Origin of the sequence: Bordetella sp. H567 (assembly GCF_001704295.1) — a bacterium.
GTDB lineage: Bacteria > Pseudomonadota > Gammaproteobacteria > Burkholderiales > Burkholderiaceae_B > Bordetella_C.
This window is the reverse complement of the sequence record NZ_CP012334.1, coordinates 3,393,293-3,413,279: the sequence shown is the minus strand read 5'-3', so window position 1 is coordinate 3,413,279 and position 19,987 is coordinate 3,393,293. Positions and strand designations below refer to the sequence as shown.

General features: G+C 65.9%; 12 protein-coding genes. 11 read left to right on the top strand and 1 reads right to left on the bottom strand.

From position 1 onward, the window contains the following. Positions 1–87 precede the first annotated feature (87 nt). The 7 genes from AKI39_RS15300 to AKI39_RS15270 all read left to right on the top strand — a co-directional run bounded on the left by AKI39_RS15300 (position 88) and on the right by AKI39_RS15270 (position 11,362). On the top strand, positions 88–2,595 hold the full coding sequence (locus AKI39_RS15300; RefSeq protein WP_235610661.1) for a DNA internalization-related competence protein ComEC/Rec2: 2,508 nt from the start codon (positions 88–90) through the stop codon (positions 2,593–2,595). 104 nt (positions 2,596–2,699) lie between these two features. Next, the gene (locus tag AKI39_RS15295) at positions 2,700–3,632 is read left to right on the top strand and encodes an alpha/beta fold hydrolase (protein ID WP_066637701.1); all 933 of its coding nucleotides are present in this window, start codon (positions 2,700–2,702) and stop codon (positions 3,630–3,632) included. A gap of 31 nt (positions 3,633–3,663) precedes the next feature. Beyond that, positions 3,664–4,512: a 3',5'-nucleoside bisphosphate phosphatase gene (locus AKI39_RS15290; RefSeq protein ID WP_066637700.1), complete on the top strand. Its 849-nt coding sequence runs from the start codon at positions 3,664–3,666 to the stop codon at positions 4,510–4,512. A gap of 97 nt (positions 4,513–4,609) precedes the next feature. Continuing rightward, the gene (gene greB / locus AKI39_RS15285; protein ID WP_066643081.1) at positions 4,610–5,167 is read left to right on the top strand and encodes a transcription elongation factor GreB; all 558 of its coding nucleotides are present in this window, start codon (positions 4,610–4,612) and stop codon (positions 5,165–5,167) included. 90 nt (positions 5,168–5,257) lie between these two features. Beyond that, positions 5,258–9,295 carry a phosphoribosylformylglycinamidine synthase gene (purL, locus tag AKI39_RS15280; protein ID WP_066637698.1) on the top strand — a complete coding sequence of 1,346 codons (4,038 nt, stop codon included), beginning with the start codon at positions 5,258–5,260 and terminating at the stop codon, positions 9,293–9,295. A gap of 14 nt (positions 9,296–9,309) precedes the next feature. Continuing rightward, on the top strand, positions 9,310–10,782 hold the full coding sequence (locus AKI39_RS15275; RefSeq protein WP_066637696.1) for a M20 family metallopeptidase: 1,473 nt from the start codon (positions 9,310–9,312) through the stop codon (positions 10,780–10,782). 19 nt (positions 10,783–10,801) lie between these two features. Next, entirely contained in the window at positions 10,802–11,362 is a 561-nt protein-coding gene (locus AKI39_RS15270) for a DUF1415 domain-containing protein (RefSeq protein WP_066637693.1), read from the top strand. Between the two features lie 43 nt (positions 11,363–11,405). On the opposite strand, the gene AKI39_RS15265 is transcribed toward AKI39_RS15270, so the two are convergent. Further along, on the bottom strand, positions 11,406–12,239 hold the full coding sequence (locus tag AKI39_RS15265; RefSeq protein WP_066637690.1) for a class I SAM-dependent methyltransferase: 834 nt from the start codon (positions 12,237–12,239) through the stop codon (positions 11,406–11,408). A gap of 310 nt (positions 12,240–12,549) precedes the next feature. On the opposite strand from AKI39_RS15265, the gene fusA reads away from it, so the two are divergent. The 4 genes from fusA (at position 12,550) to AKI39_RS15245 (ending at position 19,960) form a co-directional block, all read left to right on the top strand. Next, positions 12,550–14,658: an elongation factor G gene (gene fusA / locus AKI39_RS15260; protein WP_066637687.1), complete on the top strand. Its 2,109-nt coding sequence runs from the start codon at positions 12,550–12,552 to the stop codon at positions 14,656–14,658. Between the two features lie 259 nt (positions 14,659–14,917). Continuing rightward, positions 14,918–16,378 carry an IMP dehydrogenase gene (gene guaB, locus AKI39_RS15255; RefSeq protein WP_066637685.1) on the top strand — a complete coding sequence of 487 codons (1,461 nt, stop codon included), beginning with the start codon at positions 14,918–14,920 and terminating at the stop codon, positions 16,376–16,378. Positions 16,379–16,482: 104 nt separating this feature from the next. Beyond that, positions 16,483–18,075, top strand: a complete 1,593-nt coding sequence (gene guaA, locus AKI39_RS15250; protein WP_066637683.1) for a glutamine-hydrolyzing GMP synthase — start codon at positions 16,483–16,485, stop codon at positions 18,073–18,075. 832 nt (positions 18,076–18,907) lie between these two features. Continuing rightward, positions 18,908–19,960, top strand: coding sequence for an alpha/beta fold hydrolase (locus AKI39_RS15245; protein ID WP_066637677.1), 1,053 nt, complete (start codon positions 18,908–18,910; stop codon positions 19,958–19,960). Positions 19,961–19,987 lie beyond the last annotated feature (27 nt).

Here is a 19,987-nt window from a genome sequence, read left to right as displayed (position 1 = left end):
GTTTTCGTCGCACTCGCGACATCCCGTTCCGTTCCTCGGCTAGCATGCCCTGCATTTGCGGGGATCGGAATGGAAGGGCGTTTGGCCATGCTTGCATTTATCGCGGCCGCCGCCGGTGTACAGACCTTGGCCATTTTGCCGGCCATCGAAGCGCGTTTGCTGCTGGCGGGTTCGGTCCTGGTGTCCGTTCTGTTGCGTTGGCGTGGCGCGGATGCGATATCCGGCCGGCATATTCATGCAAAACGATTTCTGCGTGCCACGGCCTTATGTGTTTGCACAGGGGGTTGCAGTGCCTTGTATGCAATCGAGCGCGGCCAGTCGCGCCTGGATGACGCGCTTCCTGCGGACCAGGAAAACCAGGTCGCGCGGGTAACGTTCCGGGTCGTTTCCTTGGCTGAATTCGGGGCTGACGCGGTCAGGTTCGATGCACAGGTCGTGGATGCGGTTCCGTCCGCCGTGCCGCGCCGGCTACGCGTTTCCTGGCCGTTGCCGATGCGCGGCACCGCGACAGCGCAGCGGTCCGTGATGCCGGGCCAGCAGTGGCGCGCGGCATTGGTCTTGAAGCGTCCGCATGCCGCGCAGAATCCCCACGCGGCGGACGGCGAAGCCCGCATGTTCCAGCGCAACGTGCGCGCGACGGCAAGCGTGCGTGGCACGCCGCAATTGCTGCAGGACGAAGGCTGGCGCATCGGCATGGTCGGCGTGCATCGCGCGCGGCACGTGCTGCGCGAGCGCATGCGCGGGCTGCTGGATCACACCCGATATGGCTCCGTCATCGTTGCCCTGGCACTGGGCGACCAGGCCGGCGTGGCGCGCGAGGATTGGCAGGTCTTCAACGCAACGGGCATCACGCACCTGGTGTCCATCAGTGGATTGCACGTCACGCTGGTGGCGGGCTTGGCAGGCAGTGCCGTTGCGTGGTGCTGGCCGCGGCTGCGGTGGCGGGGCGTATGCCTGGCGGAAAGGCTGCCGGCGCAACTGGCGGGAATCGCCGCGGCGTTGGACGTGGCGTGGGTGTATTGCCTGTTGGCAGGGTGGGGCATACCGGCGCGGCGCACCTTCTTCATGCTCGCCGTCGCGGGCGCCGCGGCGCTGCTGAGGCTACCGCTGTCGTGCAGCGCGATGCTGCTCGCGGCCGCCTGCGTGGTTGTCGTCCTCGATCCCTGGGCGCCGATCGCCCCGGGGTTCTGGCTATCCTTCGGTGCCGTTGGCGCCGTGTTGGCTTGGGGGCAGGCCACGCGTGTGCCCGCGGTTGCGAGCGCCGGCGAGACCGCCCTCGCCGGGGCAGGGCGCTGGCTGCGTGGCGGCGTGCAGGCGGCCCGTTTGCAGTGTGTGGTGACGCTCAGCCTGATGCCGGTTCTGGCCTTCCTGACGCAGCAGGTCGCCGTCGCCTCGCCGCTTGCCAACGCGGTCGCGATTCCGGTCGTGAGTCTGGTGGTCACGCCCTTGGCGCTGCTGTGCGCCGCGTTGTGCGCGATTCCCGGCGCCGCATTTGCCGCGGCGTGGGCGGGGCAAGCGGCGCAGTGGGTGTTCGGCGTGGCGATGCAATGGGTAGGCTGGCTCGCCGCCCGCGATTGGGCCGTCCTCGATGTGGCGGCGCCGCCGGCCGCGTTGATTGCCGTGGCGGCATGCGGCATCGCGTGGGCCTTGCTGCCGCCCGGCATGGCGTCGCGCCGCTGGGCCTGGCTGCTGATACTGCCCGCGCTGTGCTGGCGGCCGGCGCGGCCCGCCGATGGCGAATGGCGACTGACCGCGCTGGATGTAGGCCAGGGCGGCGCGGTCGTCGTGGAAACGGCGCGGCGGACCCTGGTTTTCGATGCGGGACCGCTACATCGCAATGGAACGGACGGGGCGCAGCGGGTGGTGTGGCCCTATCTCAGGGCGCGGGGCATCAGGCGCATCGATACGCTGGTGGTGTCGCATGGGGATCAGGATCATGCCGGCGGCCTGGACAGCCTGCTGCGCGCGGTGCGGGTGGACCACGCGTATGCCTCTTTCGATCTGCGCGCGCGTTTGCGCCGGGACGCCCGCGTACGTGGGCTGGCCCAGGAGGCACCGCCCCCGGCGGAGTTCCGGTCTTGCGCGGCGGGGCAGGCATGGGAAGCGGATGGGGTGCGCTTCGCCTTCCTGCATCCCTTGCCGGCGGGCCCGCGGTCGGCGCCCCGGCGTGCCGACCGCCCCGCGCCGCGCCGGCGATCCGACGGGGGCACCAACGCCGGCGGCTGTGTGCTGCTCATTCAGGGACGCCATCACGCCGCCTTGTTGCCCGGGGACGTCGGTGTCGTCCAGGAGCTCCGCTTTGCCCATGGCCTGCCGCGCATTCATGTGATGATGGCTCCGCATCACGGCTCATCCACCTCATCCGGCGCCGCGCTGGTCGACGCCTCGCAAGCGGATCACGTCATCGCGCAAGTGGGCTATCTGAACCGCTTCCGCCATCCTGCTTCATCCGTTGAACGGCGCTGGCGCCGCGCCGGGGCGGTTTTTTGGCGTACGGACCATCATGGCGCGGTCATCGCATTTTCAGGCGAGGACGGCCTGGCGGTGCACGGACAGCGCGACCGCGCGCGCCGCTATTGGCATGCGGCCATGTAGTACACGTTTGCCAGGGGGACGCGGGGCGCCAGGGGTGGGGCACAGGCCTTGCGATAACATGGTCGTGGCCGGCGAACCGCTCCGGTCCCCGCCCTGGAGCGTCCATGCACAACCCCCGTCTTGACTTCGTGACCTGCGCCAGTCCGGCGGGCATGCATCGCGTGGCGTATTGGGAGTGGGGCGATCCCGGCAACGACAAAGTGCTGCTGTGCGTGCATGGCCTTACGCGCACCGGCCGCGACTTCGATACCCTGGCACGGCGGCTGAGCGGCGAATACCGGGTGGTATGTCCGGACGTGGTGGGCCGCGGCGCTTCCGATTGGCTCCTGAATCCGGCTTTCTATACGGTGCCCCAGTACGTGGGCGATATGGTGACGCTGATCGCGCGCCTGCAACCCAAGACGCTGCACTGGGTGGGCACCTCGATGGGTGGATTGATCGGCATGGTGTTGGCAGGGTCGGCCGCGTTGTCGGTCCGGATGCGCGTCGCGCGCCAGATCCACGCCGGCAGCGGGTTGGCCGGGCCGGGCTTGCATGTGGACCGCATCGTCCTGAACGATGTCGGGCCGCGCCTGGCCACGGATGCGCTGGCGCGCATCGGCCAGTACGTCGGAGAAGGCCAGGCCTTCGACAGTTTCGACGAGGCGGTTGCCTACCTGCGCCAGGTATCCGCGGCATTCGGCCCCCATACGGACGAGCAATGGCGCGAGCTGGCGCGGCACGTATTCCTGCAGCGCGGCGACCGCTGGGTCAAGCACTACGACCTGGGACTGGCCACGCCGTTCGCCGCCCACGACGATGCCGCCATGGCCGCCGGCGAACAATTGCTTTGGCATTCCTACGAAGCCATCGACAGTCCGATCCTGATCATGCGGGGCCGTGACTCGGACTTGCTCACGGCCGATACCGCCGCTGAGATGGTCCGCCGCAATCCAAGGGCGCGCATGGTGGAAGTCCCGGGCGTCGGGCATGCGCCCACCTTGATGGACGATGCCCAGATCGAACCCGTCGCCGCTTTTCTTCGCGAACCGGGCTGACGCGCCGGAGCGGGGCGCCTACAATAGCCTCATGCCCCTGACCTCTGCCTCCAACGTCGATCTGCATTGCCATTCCACCGTTTCGGACGGCGTGCTGTCGCCCCGCGACGTGGCGCTGCGCGCCCGGGCAAACGGCGTCGACGTCTGGGCGCTGACCGATCACGACGAAGTCGGCGGGCTGGCCGAAGCCGGGGCCGCGGCCAGGGAAGTGGGCCTGCAGTTCATCACCGGCGTGGAAATTTCCGTCACCTGGGCGGGCCAGACCGTGCATATCGTGGGTCTGGGCTTCGATCCGGAACACCAGGGCTTGCGCGAAGGCCTGCGCCGCACCCGCGCCGGCCGGGCCGACCGCGCACGCAAGATCGGCGAAAAACTGGCGGCGATGGGCATGCCGGGCGCCTTTGAAGGCGCGTTGCCTTTTGCCGGCAATCCCGAACTGATCAGCCGCACGCATTTCGCCCGTTATCTGGTCGAGGCCGGTTTTTGTCCCGACGTACAGACGGTATTCAACAAATATCTGGGCGATGACTGCCCGGGCCAGGTCGCCATCGAATGGGCGAGCCTGCCCGATGCGATCGGCTGGATCCACGATGCCGGCGGACGCGCGGTGGTTGCCCATCCGGGCCGCTATAAATACACCCCGCTGCAGTTCTCCGCGTTTTTCGACGAATTTCAGGCATTGGGCGGCGAGGGCGTCGAGGTCACCACTGGCAGCCATAACAGCGACGAATGCCGCCGTTATGCCGACGTGGCCCGGGAGCGTTCCCTGCTGGCTTCGCGCGGTTCGGATTTCCACAGTCCCCGCGAAAGCCGGGTCGACCTGGGGCGCCTGCCTCCCTTGCCGCCCGATCTGCGGCCGGTGTGGCACGACTGGATTTGACCGGCCGGCGCGCCTCCCGCGCCATTTGTCTTATCCCCATATCGCCATATCGATTCGCCGCGCATACCGTTTCGCGACCCAGGCATCCGAGTCCGCCATGAACAAAGCCTTTGTAAAAGAGTCCGACCAGGACGAAGACGACGATATTCCCCAGGCGCAAGCCTTGCCGCCCGGTACGCGCAACTACATCACACCGCAGGGCTATGCGCGGCTGCGCGATGAGCTTGCGCACCTGATGAACGTGGAACGTCCATCCGTCGTCCAGGTGGTGTCGTGGGCGGCCTCCAACGGCGATCGCTCGGAAAACGGCGATTACCTGTACGGCAAGAAGCGCCTGCGCGAAATCGACCGGCGCATGCGCTTCCTGACGCGGCGCCTGGACATTGCCGAGGTCGTCGATCCCGCCGTGCAGCCCAACCGCGACCAGGTGTTTTTCGGCGCCACGGTCCTGTATATGGACAAGGGCGGCGAGGAGCACCAGGTCACCATCGTGGGGGTGGACGAGGCCGAGCCGCTGGCGGGCAAGATCAGCTGGATTTCCCCGGTGGCGCGCGCGCTGCTCAAGGCCCGCGAGGGCGATACCGTGACCTTGCGCACGCCCGGCGGCGTGGAGTCGCTGGAGATCCTGGAAGTGCGTTATCCGGACGCGGCCTGACGGCGCGCGACAAAACCGTCCGCCCGCGGCGAAAGCGGGGGCCGTAACGGGTAAAATCCCCGTTTTGCCCTCCCTTCTACGGCGCCCATCGTGTCCATCGTTCAGTACCTTCCCGGTTCGTCTGTCCTGTCCACTTTTCGCCGCGAGCGACTGCTCGCCCAACTGAAACAGGCCGGGCTGCCGGTGGCGGACATCTCGGCCCGCTACGAGCATTTCGTGCTGTGCGACACCGCGCTCTCCGCGGCAGACCAGCAACGGCTGGCCGAACTGCTGGACTACGGCGACCCCTACGAAACCGCCGAACCGGCCAAGGCCCTGGTCCTGCGCGTCATTCCGCGCCTGGGCACGATTTCCCCCTGGGCCAGCAAGGCCACCGATATCGCCCACAACTGCGGGTTTGCCGGCGTGCGCCGCATCGAACGCGGCGTGCGCTATATCCTGGCGCCGGAACGCGGGCTGCTGGGCGCCAAATCCTTCGACGACGCCATGCTCGCCCGCGCGGCGGACTGCCTGCACGATCGCATGGTGGAAACGGTCGTGGATGCGCAATTCGACGGGCAGGCGCTGTTCGCAGCAGTGACGGGCCGGCCCATGCGCACCGTGCCGGTCCTGGCGCAGGGCCACGCCGCGCTGGAACAGGCCAACACCGCCCTGGGCCTGGCGCTTTCCGACGACGAAATCGACTATCTGGCCGATGCTTTCGCCAAGCTGGAACGCGACCCCACCGACGTGGAGCTGATGATGTTCGCGCAGGCCAATAGCGAACATTGCCGGCACAAGATCTTCAACGCGCAATGGGTCATCGACGGCCAGCCGCAGGACAAGACGCTGTTTGGCATGATCCGCGCCACGCATGCCGCCCAGCCGGGCGGTACCGTGGTGGCCTATTCCGACAACGCCGCCATCATGGAAGGGGGCACGGCCCAGCGCTTCCACGCGGACGTGGCCGGCGCATCGGAAGATGCGCTCACCTACAAACGCCGGGAAGCCCTGGTCCATACCTTGATGAAGGTCGAGACCCACAACCACCCCACCGCGATCGCGCCGTTCCCGGGCGCATCCACGGGCGCGGGCGGCGAAATTCGCGACGAAGGCGCGACGGGGCGCGGCTCCAAGCCCAAGGCGGGGCTGACGGGTTTCACCGTGTCCCACCTGCGCTTCGACGATGCGCCGCAACCCTGGGAATCCGATCACCATGGGCTGCCCGACCGCATCGCGTCGCCGCTGTCCATCATGATCGACGGCCCGCTGGGCGGTGCCGCGTTCAACAACGAATTCGGCCGGCCCAACCTGCTCGGCTATTTCCGCACCTTCGAACAGACCGCGGGCGGTACGCGGTGGGGCTATCACAAGCCCATCATGATCGCGGGCGGGCTGGGCAGCATCGACGCGGGATTGACGCACAAGGAAAAGATCCCCGGCGGCGCCTTGCTGATCCAGCTGGGCGGCCCGGGCCTGCGCATCGGCATGGGCGGCGGCGCCGCCTCCAGCATGAGCGTGGGCAGCAATAGCGCGGACCTGGATTTCGATTCGGTCCAGCGCGGCAACCCGGAAATCGAGCGGCGCGCCCAGGAGGTCATCGACCGATGCTGGCAGCAGGGCGATCGCAACCCCATCCTGGCGATCCATGATGTCGGCGCGGGCGGCCTGTCCAATGCCTTTCCGGAACTGGTCAACGACGCGGGCCGCGGCGCCGTGTTCGACCTGAAACGCGTGCCGGTGGAAGAATCCGGCATGTCCCCGGCGGAAATCTGGAGCAACGAATCGCAGGAACGCTACGTCCTGGCGGTCATGCCCGACGACCTCGCCCGTTTCGACGCCATCGCGCGGCGCGAGCGCTGCCCCTACGCGGTGGTGGGCATCGCCACCGAAGAACGGCAGTTGCGCGTGGTGCAGGGCGAAGGGCTGCCCGGCGTGGACGCGCCGGGCGAAGCGGCGGGCCCCGTACGCCCCGTGGACGTTCCCATCGACGTTATCCTGGGCAAGCCGCCGCGCATGACGCGCGACGTGCAGCGCCTGCCCGGCGCGGCCGAACCGGTCGACCTGGCCGGTATCGATCTCACGGAAGCGGCCTATCGCGTGCTGCGCCATCCCACGGTGGCCAATAAAACCTTCCTGATCACCATCGGCGACCGCAACGTGGGCGGCCTGTCGGCACGCGACCAGATGGTCGGCCCCTGGCAGGTACCGGTGGCCGATTGCGCGGTCACCCTGTCCGACTACGAAGGCTTCCGCGGCGAAGCCATGGCCATGGGCGAACGCACGCCCATCGCCATGATCGACGCCCCCGCGTCCGGCCGCATGGCCGTGGCCGAAGCGCTGACCAACCTGGCGGCGGCCGACGTCCGGCAGGTCGAGCACATCAAGCTGTCGGCCAACTGGATGGCCGCGTGCGGCGTGCCGGGACAGGATGCCGCGCTGTACGACACGGTGTCCGCCGTCAGCGAGCTGTGCCAGACGGTCGGATTGTCGATTCCGGTGGGCAAGGATTCCCTGTCCATGAAAACGTCCTGGTCGCAGGACGGCGAGCAGCGCCAAGTGGTCTCGCCGGTATCGCTGATCGTCACCGCCTTCGCGCCGGTGGCCGATGCGCGGGAAAGCCTGACGCCACGCCTGCGCACCGATGCAGGCGACACGGTATTGATCCTGATCGACCTGGGACGCGGGCTGCACCGCATGGGTGGCTCCATTCTGGCGCAGGTCTATAACCAGGTGGGCACGGACACCCCGGATATCGACGTTCCCCAGGACCTGCGCGCCTTCTTCATCACCATCCGCACGCTGGCCGAAGCCGGCACGCTGCTGGCCTACCATGACCGCTCCGACGGCGGTTTGTTCGCCACGCTGTGCGAAATGGCGTTCGCCGGCCACACCGGCGTCTCGGTCAATCTGGACATGCTCACCTTCGATGCCAATTCGGCCGATTGGGGCGATTACAAGATCCGGCCCGAACAGGTTGCAGTCCAGCGTGAAGAACTCACTCTGAAGGCCTTGTTCTCCGAAGAGGCCGGCGCGGTGATCCAGGTGCCGGCGGCGCAGCGCGATGCCGTGATGCAGGTGCTGCGCGGCGCGGGCCTGTCGAAATTCGCCCACGTCATCGGCGGGCTGAACAATAGCGACGAAGTCGAGTTTTTCCGCGACGGCCGCAAGATCTGGGGCCAGCCGCGCGCCGAACTGGGCCGCGCCTGGAGCGAGACCAGCTACCGCATCATGGCGCGCCGCGACAATCCCGCTTGCGCGCAGGCCGAATTCGATGTCTGGCAGGACAAGGACGATCCCGGCTTTTCTCCCGTGGTCGCGTTCGATCCGCAGGAAGACATCGCGGCGCCCTACATTGCCACCGGCCGGCGTCCGCGCGTCGCGATCCTGCGCGAACAGGGATGCAACAGCCAGGTCGAAATGGCCTGGGCCTTCGATACCGCGGGCTTCGATGCCGTCGATGTGCACATGACCGACCTATTGACCGGCCGCGTCGACCTGCGCAGCGTGAACGGCATGGTCGCCGTGGGGGGCTTCAGCTACGGCGACGTGCTCGGGGCCGGCGAAGGCTGGGCCCGCACCATACGCTTCAACAGCCAGCTGGCGGACCAGTTCGCCGCCTTCTTCGGCCGCCAGGACACCTTCGGCCTGGGCGTATGCAACGGCGCGCAGATGTTCGGCGCGCTGGCCAGCATGATCCCGGGCGCGCAGGCCTGGCCGCGCTTCACGCGCAACCTGTCCGAGAAATACGAGGCGCGCCTGGCCATGGTCGAGATCGCCGACTCGCCGTCGATCTTCTTCGCCGGCATGGCAGGCACCCGTACGCCGGTCGCGGTGGCGCACGGAGAAGGCTATGCGAACTTCGCGCGCCAGGGCGATCCCGCCCAGGTGATCGCGGCGGCGCGTTTCATCGACAACCGTGGCGCGTACACCGAGGCCTATCCCTACAACCCCAACGGGAGCCAGGGCGGCCTTACCGCGGTGACGACTCCGGACGGGCGCTTCACCGCCATCATGCCGCACCCCGAACGCGTCACGCGCAACGTGATGATGTCCTGGGCGCCGGAAAAGTGGGGCGATCGCGACAGCGGCGGCGCCTTCAGCCCGTGGATGCGCGCATTCCGCAATGCGCGCGTCTGGATGAACTAAGCCAAGGAGATCCCATGAACGCACGCGTACCCGATTCCGCGCACGCCGGTCCCCTCGATCCCCAGGCCTTGCAGGCCTACGTCGACGGCAAGTGGGATAGCGACATCCTGCCGGCCCTGACCGACTACATCGCCATCCCGGCCAAGAGTCCCGCCTTCGACGCCGATTGGGAAGCCAACGCCTATATCGAGCGGGTGGTGCGCGATGCGGCGCAATGGGTCGAAGCGCAAAAGGTCAACGGGCTGACGCTGGAGATCGTGCGCCTGCCCGGCCGTACGCCGGTGATCTTCTTCGACGCGCCCGCCACCCGGGCGGACAACGGCGACACCGTGCTCCTGTACGGCCACCTGGACAAGCAGCCGGAGTTTTCCGGCTGGCGTGCCGGCCTGGGGCCCTGGACGCCCAAATACGAGGACGGCAAGCTGTACGGCCGCGGCGGCGCGGACGACGGCTATGCCATCTATGCCTCGCTCACCGCCATCCTGGCGCTGGACAAGCAGGGCATACCGCGTCCGCGCTGCGTCGGCATCGTCGAAACCTGCGAGGAATCGGGCAGCTACGACCTGCTGCCTTATGTCGATGCGCTGCGCAGCCGCCTGGGCAATGTGGCCCTGGTGGTGTGCCTGGATTCGGGCGCCGGCAATTATGACCAGCTGTGGATGACCACATCCTTGCGCGGCATGGTCTCGGGCACCCTGGAGGTCCAGGTGCTGGACGAGGGCGTGCACTCGGGCGATTCCAGCGGCGTCGTGCCCTCCAGTTTCCGCATCCTGCGGCACCTGCTGGACCGCCTGGAGGACAGCGCCACGGGGCGCTTGCTGCCGCAGAGCTTCCACTGCGAAATTCCGGCCGAACGCATCGAACAAGTGCATGCGACGGCAAAAATCCTGGGCGACGAGGTCTGGCGCCGTTTTCCCTGGAGCTGCGGCGCGGACGGCGGCTTCGTCCTGCCCATGACGACCCAGCCTGAAGAAGCGCTGCTGAACCGCACCTGGCGGCCCACGCTGTCGGTCACCGGCGCCGATGGCCTGCCGCCGCTGTCCAGCGCCGGCAACGTGCTGCGCCCGCGTACCGCGTTCAAGCTGTCGCTGCGCCTGCCGCCGCTGGTCGATGCGGTGGCCGCCGCGCAGGAACTGAAATCTCTGCTGGAACACGACGCCCCCTACAACGCGAAGGTGATCTTCAAGCCCAGCGAAGGTCAATCCACCGGCTGGAACGCGCCGGCTTCGCAGCCCTGGCTCACGGCCGCGCTGGATGCGGCCTCCCAGCAGTACTACGGCGCACCCTGTGGCTATATCGGGCAGGGCGGGACCATTCCGCTGATGAATACGTTGCAGCAGGGCTTTCCCCGGGCGCAATTCATGGTGTGTGGCGTCCTGGGCCCCAAGTCCAACGCGCATGGCCCGAACGAGTTCCTGCACGTTCCTTACGGCAAAAAGCTCACCGCGGCGGTGGCACAGACCATCGCGGCGATGCCGGCGGGCTGAGCGGGAAAACGAACGGGCGATGGCCGATACGCATTCCCAGGGGCATGCCGCCATCGCGGCCACGCGGGCGTGGCTGACCCGCGCGGTCATCGGCCTGAACCTGTGCCCGTTCGCCAAGGCAGTGCACGTGAAGGATCAAATCCGCTATGTCGCCAGCGCGGCGACGGACGCGGACGGTGTCGCGGCCGACCTGGAGCGCGAGCTGCGGCTGCTGGCCGACAGCGATGCGGAAACCATCGATACCACCTTGATCATCCTGCCGTCCGCCTTGCAGGATTTCGGCGACTACAACGACTTCCTGGGGCGGGGCGATCGCCTGCTCAAGCGCCTGCGCCTGCGCGGCGTCCTGCAGATCGCCAGCTTCCATCCCGACTACCAGTTTGCCGACAGCGCGCCGGACGATATCGAGAACTGCACCAACCGGTCGCCGTACCCCATCCTGCATCTGCTGCGCGAGGAAAGCGTGGCCCGGGCGGTGGACGCCTATCCCGATCCGGACGATATCTACGAGCGCAATCAGCAGACCATGCGCCGGCTGGGCTGGGAAGGGTGGCGCGCACTGATGCGCGAGCCCTCGTAGCGGCTGTCCACGAGCTTGCGCAACACGGTGTCGTGTCGCGGCCTCAGCCCGCGGGCGCGAAAAAACGGCTTTTCAGCTCCGGCAGCCCGATGCGATCCAGCATGGCATTCAAGCGCTCGGCCGCGCGGCGCTGCGGCGCATTCCTGTATTGCGCGATGATCAGTTCGTTCTTCATCGAGTGCTCCCAGCCGACCAGTTCCGTCACGCTGACCTGGTAGCCGTGCGCCTCCAGCTGCAGGCAGCGCAGCACGTTGGTGACTTGGCTGCCGAATTCGCGGGTATGCAGCGGATGGCGCCAGATCTCCGACAGCGGGTCGCTCATGGCCTGCTGCTTGTGCCGCCGCAGCGCCGCGGCGACTTCCGCCTGGCAGCAAGGCACCACGACGATATAGCGCGCCTGCTTGCGCAAGGCAAAACGTATCGCGTCGTCCGTGGCGGTATCGCATGCGTGCAGCGCGGTCACGATATCGACCGTGGCGGGTAGCGCCGGCGATTCGGTGGCTTCGGCCACGGACAGGTTCAGGAATGACATCCCGTGGGAGAAGCCCAGCCGCTGCGCCAGCTCCTGCGTATGCCGCACCAGTTGCTCTCGCGTTTCGATGCCGTAGATATGTGAGCGGTCGCCCAGGCCCTTGAAGAACAGGTCGTAGAGGATGAAGCCCAGATAGGACTTGCCCGCCCCATGGTCGACCAGCGAGATATCGCGGCCGTCTTCCTTCAGGCTCTTGAGCAGCGGTTCGATGAATTGGAACAGGTGGTAGACCTGCTTGAGCTTGCGGCGGCTGTCCTGGTTCATCTTGCCGTCGCGCGTCAGGATGTGCAGCTCCTTCAGCAGCTCGACGGACTGGCCGGGACGTATTTCGTGCGTATTGGACATGGCTGGGAAAGACAGGCCCGGCATTGTGCGCCGGGACGGCGTCATTCTACTTGGATGTGCCGTTCGGAGAATTCACCCGGGTTGGCCGCGGCTAGCTGGGGCTCTATGGGGCGCCATCGACATAATAAAAAAGGGACGCAGCCTTGAAAGCGCGCCCGACGCCCCAATTTATTTGGACTCTCCGTCCCTTGCGCTTTCCTTAGGGCAAGGCGAAGATAGCAGGCGGAGTTCCGCGCGCGCCGCGTTGCCGCGTCGTCGCGGAAGCCCGTCCACCGCGCATCGCCGGACGGCCCCATCCTTGGAGAAAATCGTGCCTCGCAAGACCCCTATCGAGAATTACCGCAATATCGGTATCAGCGCCCACATCGACGCTGGCAAGACCACGACCACCGAGCGCATTCTTTTCTATACCGGGGTGAACCACAAAATAGGCGAGGTGCACGACGGCGCCGCCACCATGGACTGGATGGAACAGGAGCAGGAACGCGGCATCACGATCACCTCGGCTGCCACCACCGCCTTCTGGCGCGGCATGGCCGGGACCTATCCCGAGCACCGCATCAACATTATCGACACCCCGGGCCACGTGGACTTCACGATTGAAGTCGAGCGTTCCATGCGCGTGCTGGATGGCGCCTGCATGGTCTACGACTCCGTGGGCGGCGTGCAGCCGCAGTCCGAAACCGTCTGGCGCCAGGCCAATAAGTACGGCGTGCCCCGCATCGCGTTCGTCAACAAGATGGACCGCGTCGGCGCGGACTTCTTCCGTGTGCAGCGCCAGATCGGCGAACGCCTGAAGGGCGTGGCCGTGCCGGTGCAGATTCCCGTCGGCGCGGAAGACCATTTCCAGGGCGTCATCGACCTGGTGAAAATGCAGGCCATCATCTGGGACGATGAAAGCCAGGGTATCAAGTTCCAGTACGTCGATATCCCGGCCGACCTGCGCGAGCTGGCCCAGGAATGGCACGACAAGATGGTGGAGGCGGCTGCCGAAGCCAATGAAACGCTGCTGGACAAATACCTGGGCGGCGAAACGCTGACTGAAGCCGAAATCAAGCAGGGCCTGCGGGCGCGCACCATCGCCAACGAAATCGTGCCCATGCTCTGTGGCAGCGCCTTCAAGAACAAGGGCGTGCAGGCGATGCTGGACGCGGTCATCGACTATCTGCCGTCGCCGGTGGACGTGCCGGCCATCAAGGGCCACGACGACCACGACAAGGAAATCGAGCGCCATCCCGCCGACGATGAAAAGTTCTCCGCGCTGGCGTTCAAGATCATGACGGACCCCTTCGTCGGCCAGTTGGTCTTCTTCCGCGTCTATTCCGGCGTGGTCAACTCCGGCGATACCGTGCTGGTCTCCAGCAAGAGCAAGAAGGAACGCCTGGGCCGCCTGCTGCAAATGCACGCCAACGAGCGCAAGGAAATCAAGGAAGTGCGCGCAGGCGATATCGCGGCGGCGGTAGGCCTGAAGGACGTCACCACCGGCGATACGCTGTGCGATGCGTCGCAGACGATCATCCTGGAAAAGATGATCTTCCCCGAACCGGTTATTTCGCAGGCGGTGGAACCCAAGACGCAGGCCGACCAGGAAAAGATGGGCGTCGCGCTGAATCGGCTGGCCCAGGAAGACCCGTCGTTCCGCGTTCATACCGACGAGGAATCCGGCCAGACGATTATTTCCGGCATGGGCGAGCTGCACCTGGAAATCCTGATCGACCGGATGAAACGCGAATTCGGCGTGGAAGCCACAGTCGGTAAGCCCCAGGTGGCGTACCGCGAAACGGTGCGCGCCGTCGCCAAGGACGTCGAAGGCAAGTTCGTCAAGCAATCCGGCGGTCGCGGCCAGTACGGCCATGCGGTCATTACGCTGGAGCCGAACGAGGCGGGCAAGGGCTACGAGTTCGTCGATGCCATCAAGGGTGGCGTGATTCCGCGCGAGTACATCCCGGCGGTGGACAAGGGTATCCAGGACACCTTGCGCTCGGGCATCCTAGCCGGCTACCCCGTCGTCGACGTCAAGGTCACGTTGACCTTCGGCTCCTACCACGACGTGGACTCCAATGAAAACGCCTTCCGCATGGCGGGTTCCATGGCGTTCAAGGAAGCCATGCGGCGCGCCAAGCCGGTGCTGCTGGAGCCCATGATGCATGTGGAGGTCGAAACCCCTGAGGACTTCATGGGCAATGTCATGGGCGACCTCTCGTCGCGGCGTGGCATGGTGCAGGGCATGGACGACATCGCGGGCGGCGGCGGCAAGCTGGTGCGGGCCGAGGTGCCGCTGTCCGAAATGTTCGGCTACTCCACGACGCTGCGCTCGCTGAGCCAGGGGCGCGCCACGTACACCATGGAGTTCAAGCACTACGCCGAAGTGCCGCGCCAGATCGCCGACGAAGTCATGGCGTCCAAGGGCGGCAAGTAAGGAAGCCGCGCGGCGTCCCAGGCCGGGACCCGCGCGGCCGCCGCAGGGCAGGGGATACTCCCTTGGTGCGGGGCGCCGCGGCAGCGCACGCCGCGACGCCATGTACCGGCCCGGGGCCGCGATATCGGCGCAAGGAAGGGCGGTTTGCCAAGGGCAGCCGCCCTTCGCGCGTATAACGGCATACCGTCGCATCCTAGGGCTTACACCTAGAAAATCCGGACGGAACGCGTATAATCTTGCTTTGCGCCCGGAGTTTCCCATGCGTCTCATCCAAACCGCGCTCACCTTCGACGACGTTCTGTTGGTGCCCGCGTTCTCCCAGGTGCTGCCACGCGACACCTCGCTGGCCACCCGCCTCACTCGCAACATCACCCTGAACATTCCGCTCGTGTCCGCCGCCATGGATACCGTGACGGAATCGAACCTGGCCATCGCCATGGCGCAGGAAGGCGGGATAGGGATTATCCACAAGAACCTGAGCGCGGATGAGCAGGCCCGGGAAGTCGCCCGCGTCAAGCGGCACGAATTCGGCATCGTGATCGACCCGATCACCGTCACGCCGCAGATGAAGGTACGCGAAGCCATCGCCCTGCAGCGCCAGCACGGCATCTCCGGCCTGCCGGTGGTCGAAGGCCGCAAGGTGGTCGGCATCGTCACCAACCGCGACCTGCGTTTCGAAACCCGGCTGGACGAGCCTATTCGCACGATCATGACCCCGCGGGAACGCCTGGTCACGATGCGCGAGGGCGCCACGCTGGATGAAGCCCAGCACCTGATGCACAAGCACCGTCTGGAACGCGTGCTGATTGTCAACGATGCCTTCGAACTGCGCGGCCTGGCCACCGTCAAGGACATCGTCAAGAACACCGCACACCCGCAGGCCAACAAGGACGCCCACGGCCAGCTGCGCGTCGGCGCCGCGGTCGGCGTGGGCGCCGGCACGGAAGAACGGGTGGAAAAGCTCGTCGCCGCGGGCGTGGACGTCATCGTCGTCGACACGGCGCACGGCCATTCGGCCGGCGTGCTGGAAGGCGTGCGCTGGGTCAAGAAGAACTATCCCAAGGTCGACGTCATCGGCGGCAACATCGCCACCGCCGATGCCGCGCGCGCCTTGATGGAACATGGCGCCGATGGCGTCAAGGTGGGCATCGGCCCCGGCTCCATCTGCACGACGCGCGTCGTCGCGGGCGTGGGCGTGCCGCAGATCACCGCCATCTCCGACGTGGCCAAGGCGCTGGAAGGCACCGGCGTTCCGCTGATCGCCGACGGTGGCATCCGGTATTCCGGCGACGTCGCCAAGGCGCTGGCGGCTGGCGCCTTCGCGTGCATGATGGGCGGCATGTTCGCCGGCACGGAAGAGGCCCCCGGCGAGGTCGTCCTGTTCCAGGGACGTTCGTACAAGTCGTACCGCGGCATGGGCAGCCTGGGCGCGATGGCCGACGGTTCGGCCGACCGCTACTTCCAGGATCCCGCCAACAACGCCGACAAACTGGTCCCGGAAGGCATCGAAGGCCGCGTCCCCTACAAGGGCAGCGTCCTGGCCATCATTTACCAACTGGCGGGCGGGGTTCGCGCCTCCATGGGTTACTGCGGTTGCGCGACCATCGACGAAATGCGCACCAAGACCCAATTCGTGCAGATCACCTCGGCGGGCTTCCGCGAGTCCCACGTCCATGACGTGCAGATCACCAAGGAAGCGCCCAACTACCGCGCCGACTGACTCCCGGCGCATCGCCATGCCGTATCCGCGCACCGGGGGAAGCCAGCTTCCCGCCGGTGCGCTTTTCTATTAAACGGGCGCCGCGCCCGATACCAGAGCCAACCATGCACCAGCGCATTCTGATCCTTGATTACGGTTCACAGGTCACCCAGCTCATCGCCCGCCGCGTGCGCGAAACCGGCGTGTACTGCGAAATCCATCCCGGCGACGTGGGCGACGATTTCGTGCGCGAACAGCGGTCGCAGGGGCTGAAGGGCATCATCCTGTCCGGCAGCCACGCGTCCGCCTACGAGGAAGGCTCGCTGCGCGTCCCGCACGCCGTCTTCGAGGTCGACGTGCCCGTGCTGGGCATCTGCTACGGCATGCAAAGCATGGCGCAGCAGCTGGGCGGCAAGGTCGAATGGTCGGATCACCGCGAATTCGGCTATGCGGAAGTGCGTGCGCATGGCCATACGCGCCTGCTGACCGACATCGAGGATTTCTCCACGCCCGAAGGCTACGGCATGCTCAAGGTGTGGATGAGCCACGGCGACAAGGTCACGCAGTTGCCGCCGGGCTTCAAGCTGATGGCCTCGACGCCGTCCTGCCCCATCGCCGGCATGGCGGACGAAGAACGCGGTTTTTACGGCGTGCAGTTCCATCCGGAAGTCACGCACACCATCCAGGGCAAGGCACTGCTGGAACGCTTTGTCCGCGAGATCTGCGGCTGCGCCGGCGACTGGAACATGCCGGACTACGTGTCCGAGGCCGTGCAGCGCATCCGCGAGCAGGTCGGTGCCGATGAAGTCATCCTGGGCCTGTCAGGCGGCGTAGATTCCTCCGTGGCAGCGGCCCTGATCCACAAGGCGATCGGTGACCAGCTGACGTGCGTGTTCGTGGATCACGGCTTGTTGCGCCTGGACGAAGGCAAGCAGGTCATGCAGACCTTTGCCGAAAACATGGGCGTGAAGATCCTGCACATCGACGCCAGCACGCAATTCATGGGCAAGCTGGCCGGCGTCGCGGATCCCGAAGCCAAGCGCAAGATCATCGGCCGCGAGTTCGTGGAAGTGTTCCAGGCGGAAGCGGCCAAGCTGAAGGCCGCCAAGTGGCTGGCACAGGGCACGATCTATCCGGACGTCATCGAGTCGGCCGGGGCCAAGACGGGCAAGGCCGTGGCGATCAAGTCGCACCACAATGTGGGTGGCTTGCCGGAGACCTTGAACCTGAAGCTGCTGGAACCCCTGCGCGAATTGTTCAAGGATGAAGTGCGCGAGCTGGGCGTGGCCTTGGGGCTGCCGCCGTCGATGGTGTATCGCCATCCCTTCCCGGGGCCGGGCCTGGGCGTGCGCATCCTGGGTGAGGTGAAGACCGAGTATGCGGACCTGCTGCGTCGCGCGGACGCGATTTTCATTGATGAACTGCGCAGCACGCTGGATCCCGTTAGTGGGAAATCCTGGTACGACCTGACGTCGCAGGCCTTCGCGGTGTTCCTGCCGGTGAAGTCGGTGGGGGTGATGGGGGATGGAAGGACGTACGATTATGTCGTCGCGCTGCGCGCGGTGCAGACCTCGGATTTCATGACCGCGGATTGGGCGCCCTTGCCGTATCCCTTGCTGGCCAAGGTCAGCTCGCGGATTATCAATGAAGTGCGCGGGATCAATCGGGTGGTGTATGACGTGAGCAGCAAGCCGCCTGCGACGATTGAGTGGGAGTGAGGTTGGGTTATAAGTTGCTGATCTAATGATAAAAATCTAATTCAACAACTATATTCCACATCATCAACGGTATTTTTCATGGTACGCGGAGGGCGTACCAGTGGAAAAAGTGCCGACACCATGACCGCGTGAATGGTGGCTCGCGGCATGTCGATGAGAGGCATGAGCGATACCTGCGCCGGGGGGATCCCGGAACACTGACCCTGTATGGGCCAGCGCGCCTCTGCGCTGGCTGGGCAGCTTCCCTTTGGAACCGCGTTTCGAGTTCCTAGGCAGGGGGCGGTTCGATCCGCCGCTCTTGTCGTTCACGGCGGAGATGCCCGGGAAGACGTTGTCCGAGCAAGGCCCTGGCTTGGTATCGAGCACCGATGCCCTGGTCTGCTCCAATGCTCGAGCGGGCCATGCTGGAACTGCACGATGGCGTCGCGGATGCAAGCTTTGGTCTACGAGTCGGACGCGCTGATGCAGTCTTGACCACGCTGCGCCTGCGGCCGGCGGCCTGCTGCCGCGACACTGCCGCAGGATCAAACCCAAACGTTCCTGGCGTTGGCCGAGTGCCATTCGGCATGCGTCGCTGCCGCATGTGCCGCTGGATGGTGTCGATCTAACAGGCGAGGCTGTTGGTCGAGATTCTGCCGGTGCTGGGCAGAAGCCGCGTTTCGCGTTCAAAGGTGGAACGGCCAGCCTACGAGTGCAAGCGGGCCCACTGCATGCCCAAACCCAGGTTGATCAGGGTTTTGTCTAGGTTAATTAAGTTAGATATCTAACTATTATCTTGGCGGCAGCTGTAATCATTCAGCGCGACCACCTATATAAAGCAGGAGACGTCACCATGCCATTCATCTCTTCTCGCCGTGGATTCCTGAGGCGCGGCACAGCGCTGGCAGCCGCGGCCACCAGCACGCTCCACACTACCGCACAGGCGGCGGTATCTGCCGCCCGCGCTGCGAATCCTGTACGCATGCGTGTAGGCTTCACCGAGAATCCCAACACTTACTTCGAGACCCTTGAACCGGCCGGCGAGTCTCGCAAGCCTCCCGTGCTGTTGATCCATGGCGGCGCCCACACGGGCTCCTGCTACATGACCACCGCGGATGGCCGCCCTGGTTGGGCCTATGCCTTCGCCGCCAGGGGCTACCGGGTCGTGGTGCCAGACTGGGCCGGCACCGGTCGCAGCGGCTATGTGCCATATACCGACTTGAGCGGAGAGATGGTAGTGCGAGGCTTGGGCAACGTGCTGATGTCGCTGGACCAGCCCGCCATCGTGATGACCCATTCGATGTCTGGCCCTTTCGGCTGGAAGTTGCTGGAGCAGTATGGCGACCGCATCGCGGCGCTGGTTGCCATCGCGCCGGGTGGTCCCGGGAACGTGAGCGCACCCACCGAGATCGTTTCCGATACGCCGGATACGGTCGAGGTGCGTCTGGCGCCGGGCGCGCTGGCGTTCAAGCTCAGTCGCAAGGACCCTTTCGTCGCGGAACGCAACTGGGCCGCCAAGAAACTGGTGGGCACCAGCACCCGTTTTCCGCGCGAGCACTTGGACGACTATCTGGCCATGCTCAATGTGATTCCGCCGCGTCTGCTGCTGGAACGAGTCAACTATGGCAACAGCGCGCCACGCGTGACTGACTTCAATGGCTACAAGAACAAGCGCGTGGCGCTTATCCTCGGCACCAACGATGCCGATCACCCCGTGGCCGTCGATAAACCCATCGTCGATTGGCTGAATCAGAACGGTGCACGGGCCGAGTTCATTCCGCTGGCCGAGCGCGGCATCACAGGAAATGGCCACATGATGATGATGGAAAGCAATAGCGACCAGATTGCCGACGGCATCATCGCTTGGTTGGAAGAAGGGCGCTTTCCGCACGCCCCCGAAAGCTGAAATCGATGCCTCCGAAGGCCGCTGCTC